Origin of the sequence: Arthrobacter sp. W4I7 (assembly GCF_030816215.1) — a bacterium.
In the GTDB taxonomy this organism is placed as follows: domain Bacteria; phylum Actinomycetota; class Actinomycetes; order Actinomycetales; family Micrococcaceae; genus Arthrobacter; species Arthrobacter siccitolerans_A.
Genome location: NZ_JAUSXU010000001.1, coordinates 3,338,196 through 3,355,700, shown reverse-complemented (window position 1 = coordinate 3,355,700; position 17,505 = coordinate 3,338,196). Strand labels below are relative to the sequence as shown.

At 64.9% G+C, this 17,505-nt stretch carries 18 protein-coding genes and 1 pseudogene; 14 read left to right on the top strand and 5 right to left on the bottom strand.

The window, feature by feature from the left end:
• Window positions 1-54 precede the first annotated feature (54 nt).
• Window positions 55-1,631 (top strand): annotated as a pseudogene (locus QF047_RS15230) (NAD(P)-binding domain-containing protein).
• 14 nt (window positions 1,632-1,645) lie between these two features.
• Window positions 1,646-2,701 (top strand): 2,3-butanediol dehydrogenase, encoded by a 1,056-nt coding sequence (locus tag QF047_RS15225; protein WP_307278717.1) that lies wholly within the window; start codon window positions 1,646-1,648, stop codon window positions 2,699-2,701.
• Window positions 2,702-2,804: 103 nt separating this feature from the next.
• On the opposite strand, the gene QF047_RS15220 is transcribed toward QF047_RS15225, so the two are convergent.
• Genes QF047_RS15220 through QF047_RS15210 form a run of 3 tightly spaced genes read right to left on the bottom strand, consistent with a single transcriptional unit; the run spans window position 2,805 to window position 4,484 of the window.
• Window positions 2,805-3,146, bottom strand: a complete 342-nt coding sequence (locus tag QF047_RS15220) for a DUF6510 family protein (RefSeq protein WP_307278714.1) — start codon at window positions 3,144-3,146, stop codon at window positions 2,805-2,807.
• Window positions 3,143-3,880 (bottom strand): ferredoxin reductase, encoded by a 738-nt coding sequence (locus QF047_RS15215; protein WP_307278711.1) that lies wholly within the window; start codon window positions 3,878-3,880, stop codon window positions 3,143-3,145. The genes QF047_RS15220 and QF047_RS15215 overlap by 4 nt, the downstream gene beginning before the upstream one ends.
• 10 nt (window positions 3,881-3,890) lie before the next feature.
• Complete coding sequence (locus QF047_RS15210) at window positions 3,891-4,484, bottom strand: sulfite oxidase-like oxidoreductase (protein ID WP_307281981.1); 594 nt, start codon at window positions 4,482-4,484, stop codon at window positions 3,891-3,893.
• 149 nt (window positions 4,485-4,633) lie between these two features.
• Between QF047_RS15210 and QF047_RS15205 the strand changes: the two genes are divergently transcribed.
• The 4 genes from QF047_RS15205 to QF047_RS15190 all read left to right on the top strand — a co-directional run bounded on the left by QF047_RS15205 (window position 4,634) and on the right by QF047_RS15190 (window position 7,831).
• Window positions 4,634-4,852: a hypothetical protein gene (locus tag QF047_RS15205; protein WP_307278708.1), complete on the top strand. Its 219-nt coding sequence runs from the start codon at window positions 4,634-4,636 to the stop codon at window positions 4,850-4,852.
• A 52-nt stretch (window positions 4,853-4,904) separates the two neighbouring features.
• A complete protein-coding gene (locus QF047_RS15200; protein WP_307278705.1) occupies window positions 4,905-5,645 on the top strand; it encodes an ABC transporter ATP-binding protein in 741 nt (246 codons plus the stop codon).
• Window positions 5,642-6,418, top strand: coding sequence for an ABC transporter permease (locus tag QF047_RS15195; RefSeq protein ID WP_307278702.1), 777 nt, complete (start codon window positions 5,642-5,644; stop codon window positions 6,416-6,418). Before QF047_RS15200 ends, QF047_RS15195 begins: the two co-directional genes overlap by 4 nt.
• A gap of 171 nt (window positions 6,419-6,589) precedes the next feature.
• Window positions 6,590-7,831 carry a S8 family serine peptidase gene (locus QF047_RS15190; RefSeq protein WP_307278699.1) on the top strand — a complete coding sequence of 414 codons (1,242 nt, stop codon included), beginning with the start codon at window positions 6,590-6,592 and terminating at the stop codon, window positions 7,829-7,831.
• Window positions 7,832-7,885: 54 nt separating this feature from the next.
• On the opposite strand, the gene QF047_RS15185 is transcribed toward QF047_RS15190, so the two are convergent.
• Window positions 7,886-8,953, bottom strand: coding sequence for a LacI family DNA-binding transcriptional regulator (locus QF047_RS15185; protein WP_307278696.1), 1,068 nt, complete (start codon window positions 8,951-8,953; stop codon window positions 7,886-7,888).
• 197 nt (window positions 8,954-9,150) lie between these two features.
• Between QF047_RS15185 and QF047_RS15180 the strand changes: the two genes are divergently transcribed.
• The 8 genes from QF047_RS15180 (at window position 9,151) to QF047_RS15145 (ending at window position 16,649) form a co-directional block, all read left to right on the top strand.
• Window positions 9,151-9,633 (top strand): hypothetical protein, encoded by a 483-nt coding sequence (locus tag QF047_RS15180; RefSeq protein WP_307278693.1) that lies wholly within the window; start codon window positions 9,151-9,153, stop codon window positions 9,631-9,633.
• 44 nt (window positions 9,634-9,677) lie between these two features.
• The gene (locus tag QF047_RS15175; protein WP_307278691.1) at window positions 9,678-10,838 is read left to right on the top strand and encodes a substrate-binding domain-containing protein; all 1,161 of its coding nucleotides are present in this window, start codon (window positions 9,678-9,680) and stop codon (window positions 10,836-10,838) included.
• A 55-nt stretch (window positions 10,839-10,893) separates the two neighbouring features.
• Window positions 10,894-12,342 (top strand): sugar ABC transporter ATP-binding protein, encoded by a 1,449-nt coding sequence (locus QF047_RS15170; RefSeq protein ID WP_307278688.1) that lies wholly within the window; start codon window positions 10,894-10,896, stop codon window positions 12,340-12,342.
• Between the two features lie 64 nt (window positions 12,343-12,406).
• On the top strand, window positions 12,407-13,393 hold the full coding sequence (locus QF047_RS15165; RefSeq protein WP_307278685.1) for an ABC transporter permease: 987 nt from the start codon (window positions 12,407-12,409) through the stop codon (window positions 13,391-13,393).
• A gap of 46 nt (window positions 13,394-13,439) precedes the next feature.
• Window positions 13,440-14,261, top strand: coding sequence for a sugar phosphate isomerase/epimerase (locus QF047_RS15160; protein WP_307278682.1), 822 nt, complete (start codon window positions 13,440-13,442; stop codon window positions 14,259-14,261).
• A 66-nt stretch (window positions 14,262-14,327) separates the two neighbouring features.
• The gene (locus tag QF047_RS15155; RefSeq protein ID WP_307278679.1) at window positions 14,328-15,500 is read left to right on the top strand and encodes a Gfo/Idh/MocA family protein; all 1,173 of its coding nucleotides are present in this window, start codon (window positions 14,328-14,330) and stop codon (window positions 15,498-15,500) included.
• A gap of 68 nt (window positions 15,501-15,568) precedes the next feature.
• Window positions 15,569-15,901, top strand: coding sequence for a putative quinol monooxygenase (locus QF047_RS15150; protein WP_307278676.1), 333 nt, complete (start codon window positions 15,569-15,571; stop codon window positions 15,899-15,901).
• A 46-nt stretch (window positions 15,902-15,947) separates the two neighbouring features.
• On the top strand, window positions 15,948-16,649 hold the full coding sequence (locus QF047_RS15145; RefSeq protein WP_307278673.1) for an aspartate/glutamate racemase family protein: 702 nt from the start codon (window positions 15,948-15,950) through the stop codon (window positions 16,647-16,649).
• A gap of 26 nt (window positions 16,650-16,675) precedes the next feature.
• On the opposite strand, the gene QF047_RS15140 is transcribed toward QF047_RS15145, so the two are convergent.
• Entirely contained in the window at window positions 16,676-17,482 is an 807-nt protein-coding gene (locus QF047_RS15140; RefSeq protein WP_307278671.1) for an alpha/beta fold hydrolase, read from the bottom strand.
• Between the last annotated feature and the right edge of the window lie 23 nt (window positions 17,483-17,505).

Genomic DNA, 17,505 nt, shown 5'->3' with positions numbered 1-17,505 from the left:
CGGCGGGACGGGGCCGCCGGGACCACCTGAGGGACCGCACACAAAGGAGTGGAGATGACCGAAACACCCACCACTGCCGCGCAGGCCTGGCTGGCCAGTCTGGACGGCGCACTGCAGCGCCGCGACGTGGACGCGCGCTGGACCTCTTCGAGGAGGGCAGCTACTGGCGCGACTTCGTGGCGTTCACGTGGAACCTGAAGACCCTGGAAGGCAAGGCGGACATCCGCATGCTCCAGGCCACGTTGGACCACGTGCAGCCCACCAACTGGGCGCTCGCGGAGGACGCCACCGGCAGCACCGGCCCCGACGGGACCGTGGAAGCCTGGATCACGTTCGAGACCGGCACCGCCCGAGGCTACGGCCACCTCCGGCTGCGGAACGGCAAATGCTGGACGCTGCTCACCACCATGCAGGAGCTGAAAGGCTTCGAGGAGAAGAAGGGCGTGCGCCGCGAGAAGAGCGTGGCGCACGAGATCATCAAGGGCCGGCGCTCCTGGCTGGAACAGAAGGAGGAGCGTGAGGCGCGGCATCATCGGCGGCGGGCAGGGCGGCATCGGCCTCGTGGCGCGGCTGCGGCGCCTGGGCGTCCCCACCATCGTGATAGAGAAGAACCAGAACCCGGGCGACTCCTGGCGGAACCGCTACAAGTCCCTGCACCTGCACGACCCCGTCTGGTACGACCACCTGCCCTACCTGAAGTTCCCGGACGACTGGCCCGTCTTCGCCGCCAAGGACAAGATCGGCGATTGGCTGGAGCACTACACCCGGATCATGGAGCTGAACTACTGGGGCGGCACCGAGTGCGTGGGAGCCGAGTACGACGACGGCACCCAGGAGTGGGTGGTCCGTGTAGTCCGCGATGGGTCGCCGGTGACCCTCCGGCCCCAGCAGCTCGTGTTCGCCCTGCGCGTCTCCGGCTACCCGAACATCCCCGCCTTCGACGGCGCGCAGTCCTTCCTGGGGGAGCAACGGCACTCCTCCCAGCACCCGGGGGGCGGGGACTGGACCGGGAAGAAAGCGGTTGTGATCGGCTCCAACAACTCAGCGCACGACATCTGCGCCGACCTCTGGGAGCACGGCGCCGACGTCACCATGGTCCAGCGCTCCTCCACGCACATCGCCCGCAGCGAGTCGCTAATGGACCTGGCGCTGGGGGACCTGTACTCGGAGAAGGCATTGGCCAACGGCGTCACCACGGAGAAGGCCGACCTGCTCTTCGCGTCCCTGCCGTACCGGATCCTGCCCGAGGCGCAGGTGCCCGTGTACCAGGAGATGGCCACACGGGACGCGCAGTTCTACTCGCAGCTGGAGGCCGCCGGGTTCGACTTGGACTTCGGCGTGGACGGGTCCGGATTGTTCGTGAAGTACCTGCGGCGGGGCTCCGGCTACTACATCGACGTGGGCGCAAATGCTGGGGATACGGGTCAGACACGCCAAAAGACCCTGGTCCGTGGGAGGGGGAGTTGCGCAATATGTGGAAACCAACCAACGTCCCCAACCTCTGGATCCACGGCGGCAACCTGCACCAGAGCCGGCACTACTCCTCCTAGCTGGCGCTGCAGCTCAAGGCCCGGATGGAGGGGCTGGAGACGCCGGTGTACGAACTGCAGCCCAGCCACCACACCCGCTGAAAGGAAGGATCACCATGAAGGCAGCACGTTTCCACGCCCGCACGGACATCCGCGTCGAGGACATCCCTGAGCCGGTACTCCGGGCAGGGGCGGTGAAGATCGACGTCGCGTGGTGCGGCATCTGCGGCACCGACCTGCACGAGTTCCTGGAAGGCCACATCTTCTGCCCGGCGCCCGGTCATCCGCACCCGCTCTCCCACGAGGAATCCCCGGTGACCCTGGGGCACGAATTCTCCGGGACTGTCTCTGAAGTCGGCGAAGGGGTGACGGGCATGGCGAAGGGGGACAACGTCGTCGTCGAACCCTACTTTGTGGACGGCGACTGTGACATGTGCCAGGCCGGCAGCTACCACCTGTGCCGGCAGATGGGCTTCATCGGGCTGTCCGGCGGCGGGGGTGGGCTGAACGAGAAGATCGTGGTGGACCAGCGGTGGGTGCACCCCATCGGGGACATTCCGCTGGATGAGGCGGCGCAGATCGAGCCGCTGTCCGTGGCGCACCACGCGGTGGCGCGCAGCGGCGTGAAGGCCGGCGACACGGCGCCGGTGGGCGGGTCCGGTCCGATCGGGCTGCTCACCGCCGCGGTCCTTAAGGGCATGGGGGTGACCACGATCATCAGCGAGCTCACCCAGGCGCGCAAGGAGAAGGCCACGTCCAGCGGGGTGGCGGACCACGTGCTGGACCCGAGCAAGGAGGACGTTCCGGCCCGGGTGCGGGAGCTCACCGGCGGGGCGGGGGCCGACGTCGCGTTCGAATGTGCCGGCGTGAACGCGGTGCTGGACACCATGCTCGACGCCGTCCGGCCGGGCGCCGTGGTGGTCAACGTGTCCATCTGGGGCGCGCCCGCCACCGTGGACATGCAGAAGCTGGTGCTCAAGGAGATCGACCTGCGCGGCACCATCGCCTACGTCCGCGACCACCCCGCCGTGATCAAGATGGTGCAGGAGGGCAAGGTGGACCTCAAGCCGTTCATCACGGGCCGGATCGCGCTGGAGGACCTGGTGGAGCAGGGCTTCGACACCCTCATCAACCACAAGGACACCGCGGTGAAGGTGCTGGTGCACCCGTAGGGCCTGGTTGGCGGACGACAGGAAGGACGACGGCGGAATGCAGTCCCGCCGTCGTCCTTCCAAACGTTGCTGCTGGCCCGGCGACGGAATCCCGGGGGAACTCCTAGCCCTCGCGGTCGATCTGCAGGTAGCTGAGCCCGCTGACGTCGAGCCAGAACTGGGTGGGAGTCTCCACCAGGCGCAACAGGACGCCCTCGCAGGAACTGCAGCGCACCACAATGCCCGGGGCGTCGGCGTAGACCTTTGCCTCCGCGAAGGCCCGGACCGCGCCGCAGTGCTTGCACCGTCCGATCGCCGCGACGATATCGATGCGGAACACTTCCCACAGCGGCCCTGCCGCCGCGTTTCCATCGAGGTGGGGGATCGGGTTGTGCTCACTGCCGGCGATGTCCCGGTCCTCACGGCCCGGGTTCTCGGCTCCCGGGGAAGCGTGTTTGCCGGTCACTGGGTTCCTCCCGTTCCGCCGAAGCGTTCAGTCTTGATCGAGGCGGCGGGATAGCCAGCCTGGACCAGCCATTCTGCGACTGTTTCGACGAATACTGTCTGGCCACAAATGAAGGTGTCGGGTGCAGGGTCCGGCGGCAGGATGCTCGCCAGGAGGACCTCCGCCGTGAGCCGTTTCGGTGCGGCCTGCCAGCCTGAGGGCACTTCGCGTGTGTAGACGTAGTCGACAGTCAATTTGGGGGATTCCCGGCTCAGGGTGAGCAGCTCCTCGCGGTAGAACCCCGCCGCGGGTGACTTGAGCGAATACAGCAGCCGGAACTGGGACGGGTTTTCCGAAGCCTCATGCGCGCGGATCATGGACATCAGCGGCACGATGCCGGATCCGCCGGCGATCAGTTGCACCGGGTTCGTGTCCGTCGGCCGCCAGACGAACCAGCCGCCGACAGGGCCACGGATCTCCAGCTGGTCGCCGATGGCAACATCCCTGACCAGATAGGGGGAGACTTCACCGTCAGGCAATTCGTCCACGGTAATCTCCAGAAGCTCATGCATGCCGGCCGTCGCCACGGAGTAGGAGCGGACGGCCGAATAACCGTCGTCTGCCGTGAGGCGGATATCGATGTGCTGTCCGGCGAGGTTGCCCATCAAACCATCAACCCGGAGGCCTATCGTTCTGGCCGTTTCCGATTCGGGCGCGTGGCTCACCACTTCGGCGACGCGCCACAGCCCGCTCACGGGTCCCGCCTCATGAATACCGCTCTTCACGCCACGGGTCGCCGTGGAGGTGGTACCCGTTGGATTCCCAGAAGCCCGGGATATCGTTCGCCGTCAGTTCAAGGCCGTTGACCCACTTTGCGCTCTTCCAGAAGTACAAGTGCGGCACGAGCAGCCGGGCGGGGCCGCCGTGGGCGCGCTCCAGCGGCTCACCGTCGAATTCCCAAACCACCCAGGACCGGCCGCCCAAGAGATCCGCTAACGGGACATTGGTCGTGTAGCCGCCGTAGGAGTGGGCCGTCGTGTACTCGCAACTTGTTTCCACCTCCTCGAACAACGTGTCCAGGGATACTCCGCGCCACGTGGTGCCCAGCTTGGACCAGCTGGTCACGCAATGGATGTCGGAGGGGATATCAACCTGCGGAAGGTCCATGAATTCATCCCACGACCAGGCATGGCGCCGACCGGCTTCAGTGGTGATGAAGAATTCCCAGTCCTCCGTGGGGATGTGGGGTGCAGGTCCGGCACTCAGGACCGGAAAACTCGCCGTCTCGTATTGGCCTGGCGGTACCGCACGATTGCCGCCGTGCCGTTTGCCATGAAAACCGGACGAAATGATGCCCATCATGCACCTCCAGTGCGGAGCTTCCGGTCGACTCTGATCGGTTCCCCAACGATAGGGCAAGTGCCCGGCGCGGTCTAGGGACGGGCCGTTTGCAGCTCGCGGCGTTAAAATCGCTGCAGGGGCACGATCGAACCGTTCAAGGAAGAACAATGAAACCGATCCGTCAGAGCATTGAGGTAGCCCGTCATGCCCACGGCACAATCGAACCCGTGCGGGACGGCGCCGGGTCGCAGGTCACCGTCGACATGGACTTTGAAGGCCACGGCATAGGCAGGTTCTTCATCCCCAGCATCGCCCGGTTCACGGCCAGGAGGCAGCTCCCAAAGAATCTTCAGAACCTCAAGCGGGTTCTCGAACAGATCCGATGAGTGTGGCCCTGGCCCTCATGGGCGGGTCAAGCGGGATGGCGACGGGAGTTCGATGAAGACGCCGGCGGCCATCAGGGCGGAGCGGATAACGAAGGCCTTGGGCGGATTCCCCGTCCTGCAGGACGTGTCCCTGGACGTGGCGCCGTCGGAAATCCACGCCCTGGTCGGGTTGAACGGTGCCGGAAAGACGACGCTGATGCGGATCCTGCTGGGCATGCTCACACCGGACCGCGGCTCGGCTCACCTCACGGGGTTCCCGGTATCCGGTGCGGGGACACAGGTGTGGTCGCGGGTCGGGCAGATGCTGGAGACCCCGTTCGCTTACCCGGAGCTGACCGCCAGGGAGAACGTCTATTCCTCGGCCCGGCTGCATGGAATGGACCGTGCGGCCGCCGGCTCTGCCGCGGAACGGGCATTGTCTGATCTGGGTCTGGAACAATTTGCGTCCCGGCGTGCCGGGACGCTGTCGCTGGGAAACCGGCAGCGCGTAGGCCTGGCTGCCGCCTTGGTCCATGCACCGGACGTCCTGGTCCTGGACGAGCCGACCAACGCACTGGACCCCCGCGGTGTCATCGTTCTCCGCCGGCTGCTCCAGGAGGCATCCCGGGACAGGGGCGCCGCCATCCTGGTCTCCAGCCACCACCTTGATGAAGTGGCACGGATGGCAGACAGGATCAGCGTGCTTCACCAGGGAAGAATCATCGGCACCCTGCAGCCCGGGACCTTGGACCTTGAACGCCTGTTCTTCGACCTGGTGCTGCAGTCCGACATCCAGGAGCAGGAGCAGCCATGAGCGCTTCCGGGCAGGCCATGGAATTCGAGGCCCTGAAATTCCGCCGGGCGCCGGTGGTACGGACGGTGTCCATCCTGATCGGCATCGCCCTGCCGGTGCTCGCAGCCGCCTTCATGGTTGCCGCGACCTCCGACGGGTCCAGCCAGATCGGCCTCAAAGCCGCAGCCATGCTGACCGGCACCGGCTGGGCCGGGTACCTGGCGATGGTGGGAATGCTCCTGTCCGTCGGGGCGCTGATGGGCATCGGCTTCGTGGTCTGTTGGTGTTTCGGGCGCGAGTTCACCGAAAAAACCGAGGCCTGTCTGTTTGCCCTGCCGGTCAGCCGGCTGCGGCTTGTCTCCGCGAAGTTTACGGTGATCCTTCTTTGGGCCCTGCTGCTGTGCCTGGTGAGCCTCGTGGTTGCCTTTCTTGCCGGCGGCCTCATCGGCCTGGGCGTGCCCGGTCCGGAGGATCTGGCAGTCGCGGGCAAGGCATGGTGTGCCGGCGCCCTGGCAGCCCTGCTGGCTTGTCCTCTCGCCGTGGTGGCCAGCGTTGCCCGCGGCTATCTCCCCGGCGTCGGCGCACTGGTTCTGCTGGTGGTCATCACCCAGGTGGTGACGGCGTTCGGAGCCGGAGCCTGGTTTCCCTACGCGGCGCCCGGGCTATGGATGGGCATGGGTGGCGCGGCGGCCGCCGAAACGGTCAGCCCGCTGCAGCTTTTCCTCTGCGTTCCGGTCTCCGCGCTCGGCATTGCCATCACCGCCCAATGGTGGAAGAACATGCAAATCAGCTAACCCCCGCGTCCTGGAACCTCTGGGGCTGGACGACGGCGGGAGGCAAGGCCCGCCGTCATCTTCCCCCCCACGCGCAAGTACGACGGCGGTGCTCACCGCCCGTGCGGCAGCTGCGGGACTTTAGGGGCTTTCCCCCTATCCAGCCATTGCCCGGACGCAGAAGATGACCCCATGAAAAAACTCGTGCTGGCCGGCTTCGCCGCTTTTGTCATGGTTGTTGGCACCCTGCTGGGCGCCGTCGTCCCGGGCAACGCAGCCCCCGACCCCTCCATTACGGCGGGGCAGATCCTCGTGAAGTTCCGCGACAACGCCGTGGCCGCGGGTGTCCTCCGCCCACACGGGCTCAGCGACGGGCCCGGCGTCGGCAGCACCGGTGCCCACCTCATCACGGTGCCGGCGGGGAAGGAATTGCAGCTCGTCGAAGCCCTGAGCCGGAACCCGGCGGTTGAATATGCGGAACCGGACTATGTGGTCACTCCGGCCTCAAACGACACCTACTTCCCGAGCCAGTACGCCCTGGACAACACAGGCGAACCGTTCACGAACACCGCCGGTACAGTGACTGTTGCCAAGGGCACAGCTGACGCCGACGTGGACGCCGTCGAAGCCTGGGACGTTACAAAGGGCGGCGGGATAGGAGTTGCTGTCCTCGATTCCGGCGTCGCAACCGACAACCCCGACATCAGTCCGAACGTTGTTGCACGGGCCAACTTCACTACGTCGAGAAACAACGAGGACAACTACGGCCACGGCACACACGTCGCCGGCATCATCGCTGCAGCCGAGGGCAACGGCATTGGCGTGGCCGGGGTTTGCCCGCGCTGCACCATCCTGGCCGGCAAAATCCTCAGCGACACCGGGATGGGGTCCAGCTCAGGCCTGGCGAACGGCATCAACTGGGCGGTCGGCAGTGGCGCGAAGGTTATCAGCATGAGCCTCGTAGTCGGCGCGTCAACCACTCTGGAAACTGCGGTCAATAATGCCTGGAGCGCGGGTGTGGTGCTCGTTGCCGCAGCCGGCAACGGCGGTAACCAGACCATGATGTATCCGGCCGCGTACCCCAAGGTCATTGCCGTGGGGGCAACGGACAACAACGACAAGAAGGCGTCGTTCTCCACTTTTGGCACGTGGGTGGATGTCGCAGCGCCGGGTGTTGGCGTCTACTCCACCTTCCCCAACCACAAGTTTGTTCTTGCGAGGCAAGACAACCGTTCTTTGGGTTATGACATCAGCAGCGGCACGTCAATGTCCTCACCGATCGTCGCGGCCGTCGTTGCCCTCGCCTGGAACGCCCACCCCACCCTCACCAACTCGCTCGTTCGCGAAAAGGTCGAATCCACCACCGACGCAGTTGGCGTCATCGGCTCCGACTGGGTGCACGGCCGGGTGAACGCAGACCGAGCCGTGCACTAGCCACTCGGTGTCCGGCTCCTCGGGCAGGGCCCTGCCCGGTGCGCCAGCAGGTTTCTACTTGCGGGAGGTTGCCTGGCGGGCGCTGTTGCGGACCACCAGGGTGGGCGGGATGGGCGTGCGGTCCACGTCCCGCCCCTCCATGGCACCGATGAGCACCTCGGTGCTCATCAGCGCCAGCGCGGTGAAGTCCTGGCGCACGGTGGTCAGGGGAGGCAGGAAATAGTCGGACCCCTCAACGTCGTCGAATCCCACGATGCTGACATCATCCGGAACCCGGATGCCGTTTTCGGTGAAAGCGCGGATCAGCCCAAGCCCGGTGTGGTCGCTGGCGGCGAAAATGGCCTGCGGAACCGTTCCCTCGCGAACCAGCCTGAGGCCCGTCTCGTAGGCCCACTTGGGGCTCCAGTCACCTTCGATGCAAAGCCCCGGCTCCAGCCCTGCATCGCGCAGCGCCGCTTCCCAGCCGCGCTTGCGGACCCGCCCATCGAACCAGTCCATGGAACCGGCAATGTGGGCGATGTCCGTATGGCCCAGGTCTATAAGGTGCTGGGTGGCCAGCCTCGCTCCGAGCTCCTGGTTTTCCGAGTAGGTGAAGACATTGGGCGTGGACGAGGCTCCGGCGGCGATCATCTCCACCGGTACACGGCATGTGGCATTCCAAACAGCTGCCGCCATATCAACAACCGGTGCGATGACGATGATCCCGCCCACGCCGGAATCATCCAGGCTGTCGAGGGCGGCTTGAACAGACTCTTCATAGGGCTTCTCAACGCTGATGACCGTTGTGGCATAGCCCTTCTTACGCGCAACGTTTTCGAGCGCCAGAAGCGTTCCCACCGGGCCGAAGCGCGGCGACCCGTCGGAGAGTATGCCGATGGACGTCGAACGGCTGGTAACCAGTGCGGTGGCTGCCCGGTTCCTGCGGTAGCCGATGTCCTTGATGATCTGAAGAACGCGTTCGCGGGTTGAGGCGCTAACATCGGGCGCGTCATTCAGGACCCGCGAGACAGTGCCAAAGGAGACGCCGGCCATTTCCGCCACATCGTTGATGGTCGGTTTCCTGCGCGACGGCGATGCCGGAGGCCGGTCATTGCCCTCCCGGCGGACTGCCATGCCTGTCATGCCTCTCCTTGTCCTGCGCTGTGCGGGCTGAGCCTGGCACCGCTGTGAGCCTGCTTAAGCTTACGTCCCTGCCCCTGCACCAGCCTGACATGTGATCGTTGACACCATCTCCGTTAGCGTTTACGCTAATTACCGTAAACGTTCACGGAACCTTCGTAAACGTTAACGGACACCCATCTGGACAGAAAGCGAGCGGCATGAGCGACACAATCGTGGCCGCTCTTTCGCTCACTCCCGGCATGAGCTTCCGGAACGTTGATGAAGCCCAGTGGGCACACCTTGAAGTACTGCTAACGAGCGCAGCACGTGATGATCTCGCAGCAGCCGTCCACACTTTTGTCCCCGCCGGTTCCTCGGCTGTTGTCGGCGTCTTCGATGACAACACCCTGTGGGCAAGCCTGGTTGTCTCTCTCGACCAGACCGGCACGCCTGTGTCACTGACGACCATCCAGGGGCCAGTAGCCGAGGCTGCCGGCGGCATGGCAAAGGCGGCAGGGGAGGCGGTGAGGTGGGTGCAAGCCCACCACGGACCGTGTTCCTTGGGCCTTTTCGTTGAGAAGGTCCACGCGGAAGCCTTCGTGAAGGCTTCCGACAAGGCTGCCGCTGTCCGTACAGCCGCAGCCGCCGGCGGCCTTGTCCTGTCGCCGGTTCCCCCTGCCCTCGCCATAGCGCTTGCCTGACTCAAACAACCACACCACCCATTCCATACAAGCACTGGAGAACAATGATGATCCGCAGGCTTCCCCTGGTGGCCTTGGCCGCAGCTCTGTCACTTTCCGTCGCATCCTGCAGCAGTTCAACCGCGAGCACCTCCAACGCCCCTGATGCCGGCGTTTCCGAGAAGGCCCAGCAGGCCCTCGACAAGATCAAGGGACAGGTCCTGAGCAAGGGCCCCAACGGTGAATCTCCGTCCCCGGCCTCAGTTGCAGACCTGACGCCGGAAGAGATTGAAAAGGTCAAGGCACTCAACGCCAAAGCCGCCATCGTGATGCACTACGGGGGCAACGACTGGGCCACCGCCCAGACCAACGGACTCAAGAGCGAGTTCGAAAAGCTCGGCATCAAGGTGATTGCCACGACCGACGCGAACTTCAAGCCGGACAAGCAGGTCTCGGACATCGAGACCGTCATGACGCAGGACCCGGACATCATTGTGTCCATCCCCACCGACCCCGTGGCCACCTCCTCGGCCTACAAAAAGGCCGCAGCCGCCGGAACCAAGCTCGTCTTCATGGACAACATTCCCCAGGGACTGACCGCCGGCACGGACTACGTTTCGGTCGTTTCCGCGGACAACTACGGAAACGGCGTCGTCTCCGCACACCAGATGGCCAAGGCCATCGGCGGCAAGGGCAAGATCGGGCTTGTTTTCCACCAGGCTGACTTCTTTGTGACCAAGCAGCGCCACGAAGGCTTCAAGGAAACGATCACCAAGGAATACCCCGGGATCCAGATCGTCGAAGAGAAGGGGATCGCCGGTCCGGACTTCGCCGGTGATGCGCAGGCCGCCGCCAACGCCATGCTGAGCAAGTACGCCGACCTCTCCGGCATCTGGGCGGTATGGGACGTCCCGGCAGAAGGCGTCATGGCTGCCGCCCGCGCCGCCGGCCGGCCGGACCTGAAGATTGCCACCGAGGACCTCGGCAAGAACGTCGCCATCGCCTTGGCCAAAGACCAGCTCGTCGTCGGACTCGGCGCCCAGGTTCCCTTCGACCAGGGAGTCACTGAGGCCCGGCTGGCCGCAGGAGCCCTCATCGGCAAGCAGGCACCGGCCTACGTGGCGCTGAGCGCACTGCCGGTGGATCACTCCAACGTCCTGGAAGCCTGGAAGCAGGTCTACCACGAGGACGCTCCGAAGGACATCCAAGAGTCCTACAAGAAGTAGCCAGACCTGACCGTGCGGGGGCTGCCTGCCCCCGCACCGTCCCGAAAGGGCAACAATGAACACCGCAGACAATGCCGTCGAAATGCGCTCGATCTCCAAAGGCTTCAACGGGGTCTCCGTGCTGAAGGACGTCAGCTTCGACGTCCGCAAGGGCGAAGTCCACGCCTTGGCAGGCGGCAACGGCGCCGGTAAGTCCACGCTCATGAAGATCCTCCAAGGGGTTTACCAGACGGACGCGGGCGAGATCCTCATCGGCGGAAAACCCACCGTCATCAACTCGATCCAGGAAGCCAAGGCAGCCGGCATCGGCATGGTCTTCCAGGAATTCAGCCTGGTACCCAGCCTGACCGTGGCCCAGAACATTTTCCTTGCCGCCGAGCCCCTCAGCGCGGGCGGGTTCATTGACGACAGGGCCTCGGTCCGGCGGGCCAGGGAGATCTTCGCCGAAATGGAAGTGGACGTAGACCCCCATGCGGAGGTCTCCCGGCTCGGCACCGCGTACTGGCAGTTGACCGAGATCGCCAAGGCGCTCTCGCAGAACGCCCAGGTACTCATCATGGATGAGCCCACCGCCAGCCTTGCCCGGCACGAGTCCGAAGCGCTCTTCGAACTGATTGACCGGCTCAAGCAGCGCGGCATGTCCATCATCTACATCTCCCACCGGATGGACGAGGTCTACCGGCTCGCGGACCGGATCACCATCCTCCGCGACGGCCGCCGGCTCCTGACAGAGCCGTTGACCGCCGTGACACCCGAACAGATCGTCGAAGGCATCGTTGGCAAGAAAATCGAGGGCCAACTCGCATACCGCGAACGGGACACCGCCGCGCATGAGGGGGCACCCCTGCTGGAGGTCCGCGGCCTGAACGTCGGGCGGCGGGTGAAGGACATCTCCTTCACCCTTCAACCCGGCGAGATCCTGGGGCTGGCAGGGCTCATGGGAAGCGGGCGCACCGAACTCGCGCGCGCACTGTTCGGCATCGACCGGCGTGACAGCGGTGAAATCCTCATCAGGGGGAAGAAAGGCACCATAGCTTCCCCGCAGCAGGCCATCGACGCCGGCATCGCCCTCATCCCCGAGGACCGGCGGGCGCAAGGCCTTGTCCTGGACCATTCGGTCCGTGACAACCTCCTGCTGCCGCTGCTGGGCCAGATCAGGCGCGGACCGCTGCTGGACGCCACCAAAGGCAAGGAACTCTCGGCGTCCCTCATCAAGAAGTTCGCGGTCAAGGTGGCCCACCCCCACCGTCCGGTGCGGCTGCTCTCGGGTGGCAACCAGCAGAAGGTGGTCATCGCCAAGTGGCTGGGCACCGACCCGGACATCCTCATCCTGGATGAACCGACGGCCGGCGTCGACATCGGCACCAAGAGCGAAATCCTGGACATGATCCGCGAACTCGCCAATGCCGGCAAAGCGCGTCATCGTCATCTCATCCGAATACCCCGAACTACTCGCGGTCAGCGACCGCGTCCTCGTCCTCAAGGACGGCTCCGTCATCCGTGACATCCCCCGCAGCGAGATCGCTGACGAGGAATATCTTCAACTTGCAGTCCAGGGAGTCTGACCAGTGAGCAACGCAAACACCATCACCCCCCGCGATGCCGCGGTAACCCGCAATGTCGGGTCCATGCTCAAAGAGCTGGACTGGCGGCGCTACGTCATCTACATCGGCTTCGTCGTCGTCTTCATCTTCTTCGCCGTCCTGCTGCGCGACCAGGGCTTCCTGTCCCCGCAGAACCTCCTCAACATCTTCCGGCAGACGGCCACCATCACCGTCATCGCCGTCGGCATGACATACGTCATCTCGTGCGCGGAAATCGACCTGAGCGTGGGCTCCGTGGCCGGCCTTTCCAGCGTCTGCACGGCCATGGCACTGGCGCAGTGGGGCCTGGTCCCCGGCATCCTCGCGGGCCTCGCCGTCGGACTCGTGGTGGGCTCCGCCAACGGTGCGCTGGTCAGTCTCCTCGGGATCCCCTCCTTCCTGGTGACACTGGGCATGCTGGGCATCGCCGTCGGCGTCGCGCAGTGGATCACCGCCTCGGCCCCGCAGCCGATCCTGGACGATACCTTCAATACGCTGTTCGGATCCGGTGACTTCGGCCCGGTGCCCGGCCTGGTGGTCTGGAGCGCAATCTTCGTCGCCATCGGCGCCGTCGTCCTGAACCGCACCAGGTTCGGCCGCCAAGTCCTCGCAACCGGCGGTAACCGCAACGCGGCCGAGTTCACCGGCATCAACACCAAGCGCATCAAATTCCAGGTGCTCCTCATCTCGGGCATGGTGGCCAGCGTTGCCGGCATGCTGTACGCCGGCCGCCTCCAGTCAGGCAGGTTCCAGTGGGGCGCGGGCGATGAACTCTCCGCGATCGCCGCCGTCATCCTGGGCGGAACCAGCCTCTTCGGCGGGTTCGGCTCCATCATCGGCACCCTCTTCGGCGCCCTGCTGATCGGCCTGATCAACAACGGACTGATCCTGGCCGGACTCGACAGCAGCCAGCAGCAGGTGGTCCGCGGCGCAATCATCATCCTGGCCGTCGCCCTCGCCCGAAAGAAGTAGCACCGGTGGCTTCCACATCTTCCCCAGCAGCTGAAAGGCAGAAGCAATGAAACTCGGATACTGTTCCATCACCTGGGGCGGCGTCGTCGGCCACCCGCAAGGTGTGACCAGCGTGAAAGACCTCTTCTACCTGACCCACGGATCCATGCGGGACGCCGTCCAGGACATCGCCTCAGTGGGCTACCAGGGCGTTGAAATGTTCGACGGCAACCTCGCGGAGTACGCGGAAAAGCCCGAGGAACTCAAGGAAATCCTTGGTACTGCCGGCGTCGAACTAACAAGCGTCTACACCGGGGCGAACTTCATCTACGCGGACATACTCCCCGACGAGCTGCACCGGATCCACCGTGCCGCCGAACTGGCTGCCAGCTTCGGAGCGGAACGGCTTGTGGTGGGAGGCGGAGCGCGCCGCGCGGCCGGAACCACTGATGAGGACTACCACCGGCTTGGCATGGCGCTGGACCAAGTAACGGACATCGCGGAAAGCTTCGGGCTGTCAGCGAGCTACCACCCGCATCTGAGCACCATCGTGGAGAGCCCGGACGAGCTGGACAAACTGATGCCGCTCACCCGGATCGGTTTCTGCCCGGACACCGCCCACCTCGCTGCCGGCGGGGCGGACCCGGCCGCGGTTATCAGGAAATACCCGGACCGTATCCGGCACGTCCACCTCAAAGACTTCCAGCAGGACCCCTTCAATTTCCTCCCCCTGGGGCAGGGCGAGCTGGACTTCCCCGACATCATCGCCGCCATCCGCGAAAGCGGATATGACAGCTGGCTCATGGTGGAACTCGACAACTTCATCGGCGACCCCCGCGAAGCCGCGGCCCTCAGCAAGAAGTACCTGGACAAGCTCCTCTCCAACTGATTTTTCAACCGCAGGGGAGTGCCGCAGCCGGCACCTACCCCACCTTCCGAAAGGAACAACATTCACATGCAGAACCTCAACGTCGGCCTCATCGGAGGCGGCTTCATGGGCAAGGCCCACTCCCTGGCGTACGCCGCCATGCCCATGTTCTTCTGGCCTGCACCGGCAATGCCGGTCCGCAAGGTCATTGCCGAAGCCAACGAAGACCTCGCTGCCGAAGCGGCCCGCCGCTTCGGCTTCGAAAATTCCACCTCGGACTGGCGCAGCATCATCGACGATCCGGACATCCACGTGGTGGACATTGCAACGCCCAACCACCTCCACGCCGAGATTGCCATTGCCGCGGCCGAAGCCGGCAAACACATCATCTGCGAAAAGCCCCTGGCCCGTACGGGTGAGGAATCCAAGGCCATGTACGACGCGGTCAAAGACAAAAACATCGTCCACATGGTTGCCTTCAACTACCGGCGGACCCCTGCCGTTGCGCTGGCCAAGAAATACATCGAGGAAGGCGCCATTGGCCAGATCCTCAGCTTCCGCGGGACTTACCTGCAGGACTGGAGCGCCGACCCCAACTCCCCGCTCTCCTGGCGCTTCCAGAAATCCATTGCAGGTTCCGGGGCCCTCGGTGACATCGCAACGCACGTCTTTGACCTGGCCCGCTACTTGGTCGGCGAGTTCAGTGCCGTCAACGCTGTCCTGTCCACCTGGATCCCCGAGCGGCCGCTCCAGGCCGGCGGTGCCGACGCACTCGGCACGGTCCGCGGCGGAGAAGGACCCCGCGGCGAGGTTGATGTGGACGACGAAGTCATGACCATGATCCGTTTCGCCAACGGAGCCGTGGGTTCCGTGGAAGCAACACGCAACGCCCACGGCAGGAACAACTACATCACGTTCGAGATCCACGGAACCGAGGGAAGCATCGTGTTCAACTACGAGCGGCGCGACGAACTGCAGGTCTGCTTCGCGTCGGACCAGGCCGACCGCCGGGGATTCCGCACCGTTTACACCGGCCCGGCACACCCCTACGGAGAAGGACTCTGGCCTATCCCTGCCCTGGGCATTGGCTACGGCGAAACGAAGATCATCGAGGCCTACGACTTCTTCAAGGCCATCGCAGAGGGCGGCAGCGTCAGCCCGAGTTTCGCCGACGGCTACCAGGTGGCCTTGATCGATGACGCAATCGTCGAATCGGCTGCAAAGGAATCGTGGGTCGAGGTTCCGCAGATCAATTCATAACCCAACGGGATGGGGCGGCGGCCAAGCCGCCCCTCCTGCTGGCACACGACCACCCGAGGACGCCAAATTTGCCACACACAACAGTCAGCCAAGAAGAAGCGGAAGTCTGGCTCATGCCAGTGTTCATCGCAAAAGAGGGGCACGAAGCAACGCTTCAGAGAGCTCTCGCCGAGCTGGAGTCCGCGAGCCGCAAAGACGGCGGATGCCTGGAATACTCCGTCTTCTCTGACGACCACAGGCCCGGTGCGTTTGTCCTCTTTGAGGGATGGGCCAGTCGCGGGGACCTCAACGCCCACAATGAAGAAGACCATGTCAAGGAATTCGTGAAAGGGGTGGACTTCCTGCTGGCCGTGCCGTTCTCGGTAACTCCCATCACTCCGCTTACGGGAGCCTCCAGCTGAACCCCCGGTGCCTGGCTGGCCAGCAGGACTGTTAAAGTCGGGAACCATGACCGAACTTCGACCCGACGCCGCCGGTAAAGTCGGCTTCCTCCACACGGCGCAGGTCCACGTGGCGACGTTCGAGGCCCTTTCCTGTGAGTACCTGCCTTCCACCTTCACGGTCCACCGCGTGGATCCTGAAGCCCTGGAGCTTGCACGGCAGGACGGGACTGCGGAGAGCGTGCGGGCCGTCGTCGCCGCCCACCTGGCCGAACTTCGGGATGCCGGATGCGAGGTGGTCTTGTGCACCTGCTCCACGCTCGGCGAGGTAGCGGAGGACCTGTCAGGCGATGGGCTGGAGGTGATCCGCATCGACCGGCCGATGCTTCGCCGGGCCGTGGCCCTCGGCCCACGGGTCGGGGTCCTCGTGGCTCTCACGAGCACCGTCGAGCCAACCACCCGGGTCCTTGCCGAGGAGGCTGCGGACGCAGGAGCCGACATCACCGTGGAGGTCAGCATTGTCGAGGGTGCATGGGATGCCTTTCTCGCGGGTGATGCGGAGGCCTACCGCTCAAGCATTGCCCAGGCGGCGCATGCGCTCGCAGGCGGCTGCGACGTCGTCGTCCTCGCCCAGGCCAGTATGGAACCCGCTGCGGCCCTGCTGACCGGGCTCGCAACGCCGTTCCTCACGAGCCCCCGCTCCGCCGTGGAAGCGATGGCACTGGTGCAGAAGGGCCAAGCAGACGCGCCGGCAGGGGAACCCAACTAGGGGAGGGGCTGCCCTTCGCCAGCGGTCTACCTCGCGGCGTCAGGCTGCTTGGTGGCGGTGTTGCTGGAAGAGCGTCCTTCCGCCGATGCCCAGTGCCGCAGAAGCCCCTCGGCCAGCAGTCCCGGCTCGATCCGGTGGGGTGGGTCGAAGTGGTGGCGGTGGGGAAATACCTCGAGATGGAAGTCCGGGAAGAAAACCCTGGACAGCCGGGAGGCAACTTCGCCGTACTCATCCGGGTGGCTCAGCCCGCCGAGGGCAAAGAAGACCGGCTGACTGAAAGCGGCCAGCCGCGACCTGTCCAGGTCGTAGTCTTTGAAGGTCCGCAGGAAGGCCCTGATGCCCGCGGGCCGCTGGGCCATCCACGGCGGCGGGGGACCCGGCTCCGGTGGCGGAAGGACGACGTCGGGCCTGACTCCCAGCCTCATGAAGGCGGGCATGAACTGCTCAGGAGGGAGTGCCTCCAGCGTTTCGTAATGCTTCCGGTGCTCCGCGTAGGCAGGGCTCCAGTCCCAGTTCCCCGCCCAGGCCGGCTCCAGCAGGGTGAGGCTCTGCAGCCTTTCCGGATGTTTCGCAGCAAATGCCAGTGCCGCCGCCCCGCCACCCGAATAGCCCGCGAGGTGGAACGTCTGCCAGCCCCGTTGATCGGCTTCGCGCAGGACGCCGTCTATCTCGGTGTCCAAGGTCCAGCCCGGGGGCGGCTCATCCGTCTTGTAGAGCTCGAGTTCCTTCGCGACGGCCTGTACGCCCGGTCCCAGGGCTTCAATCAGGGCTTTGTATGCCAGGTGTGCGGGGAGCACGGCGCCGGGAAGCAGGATGGCCCGATACGGTTCCATGGACAGAACCCTACGCCCGAACC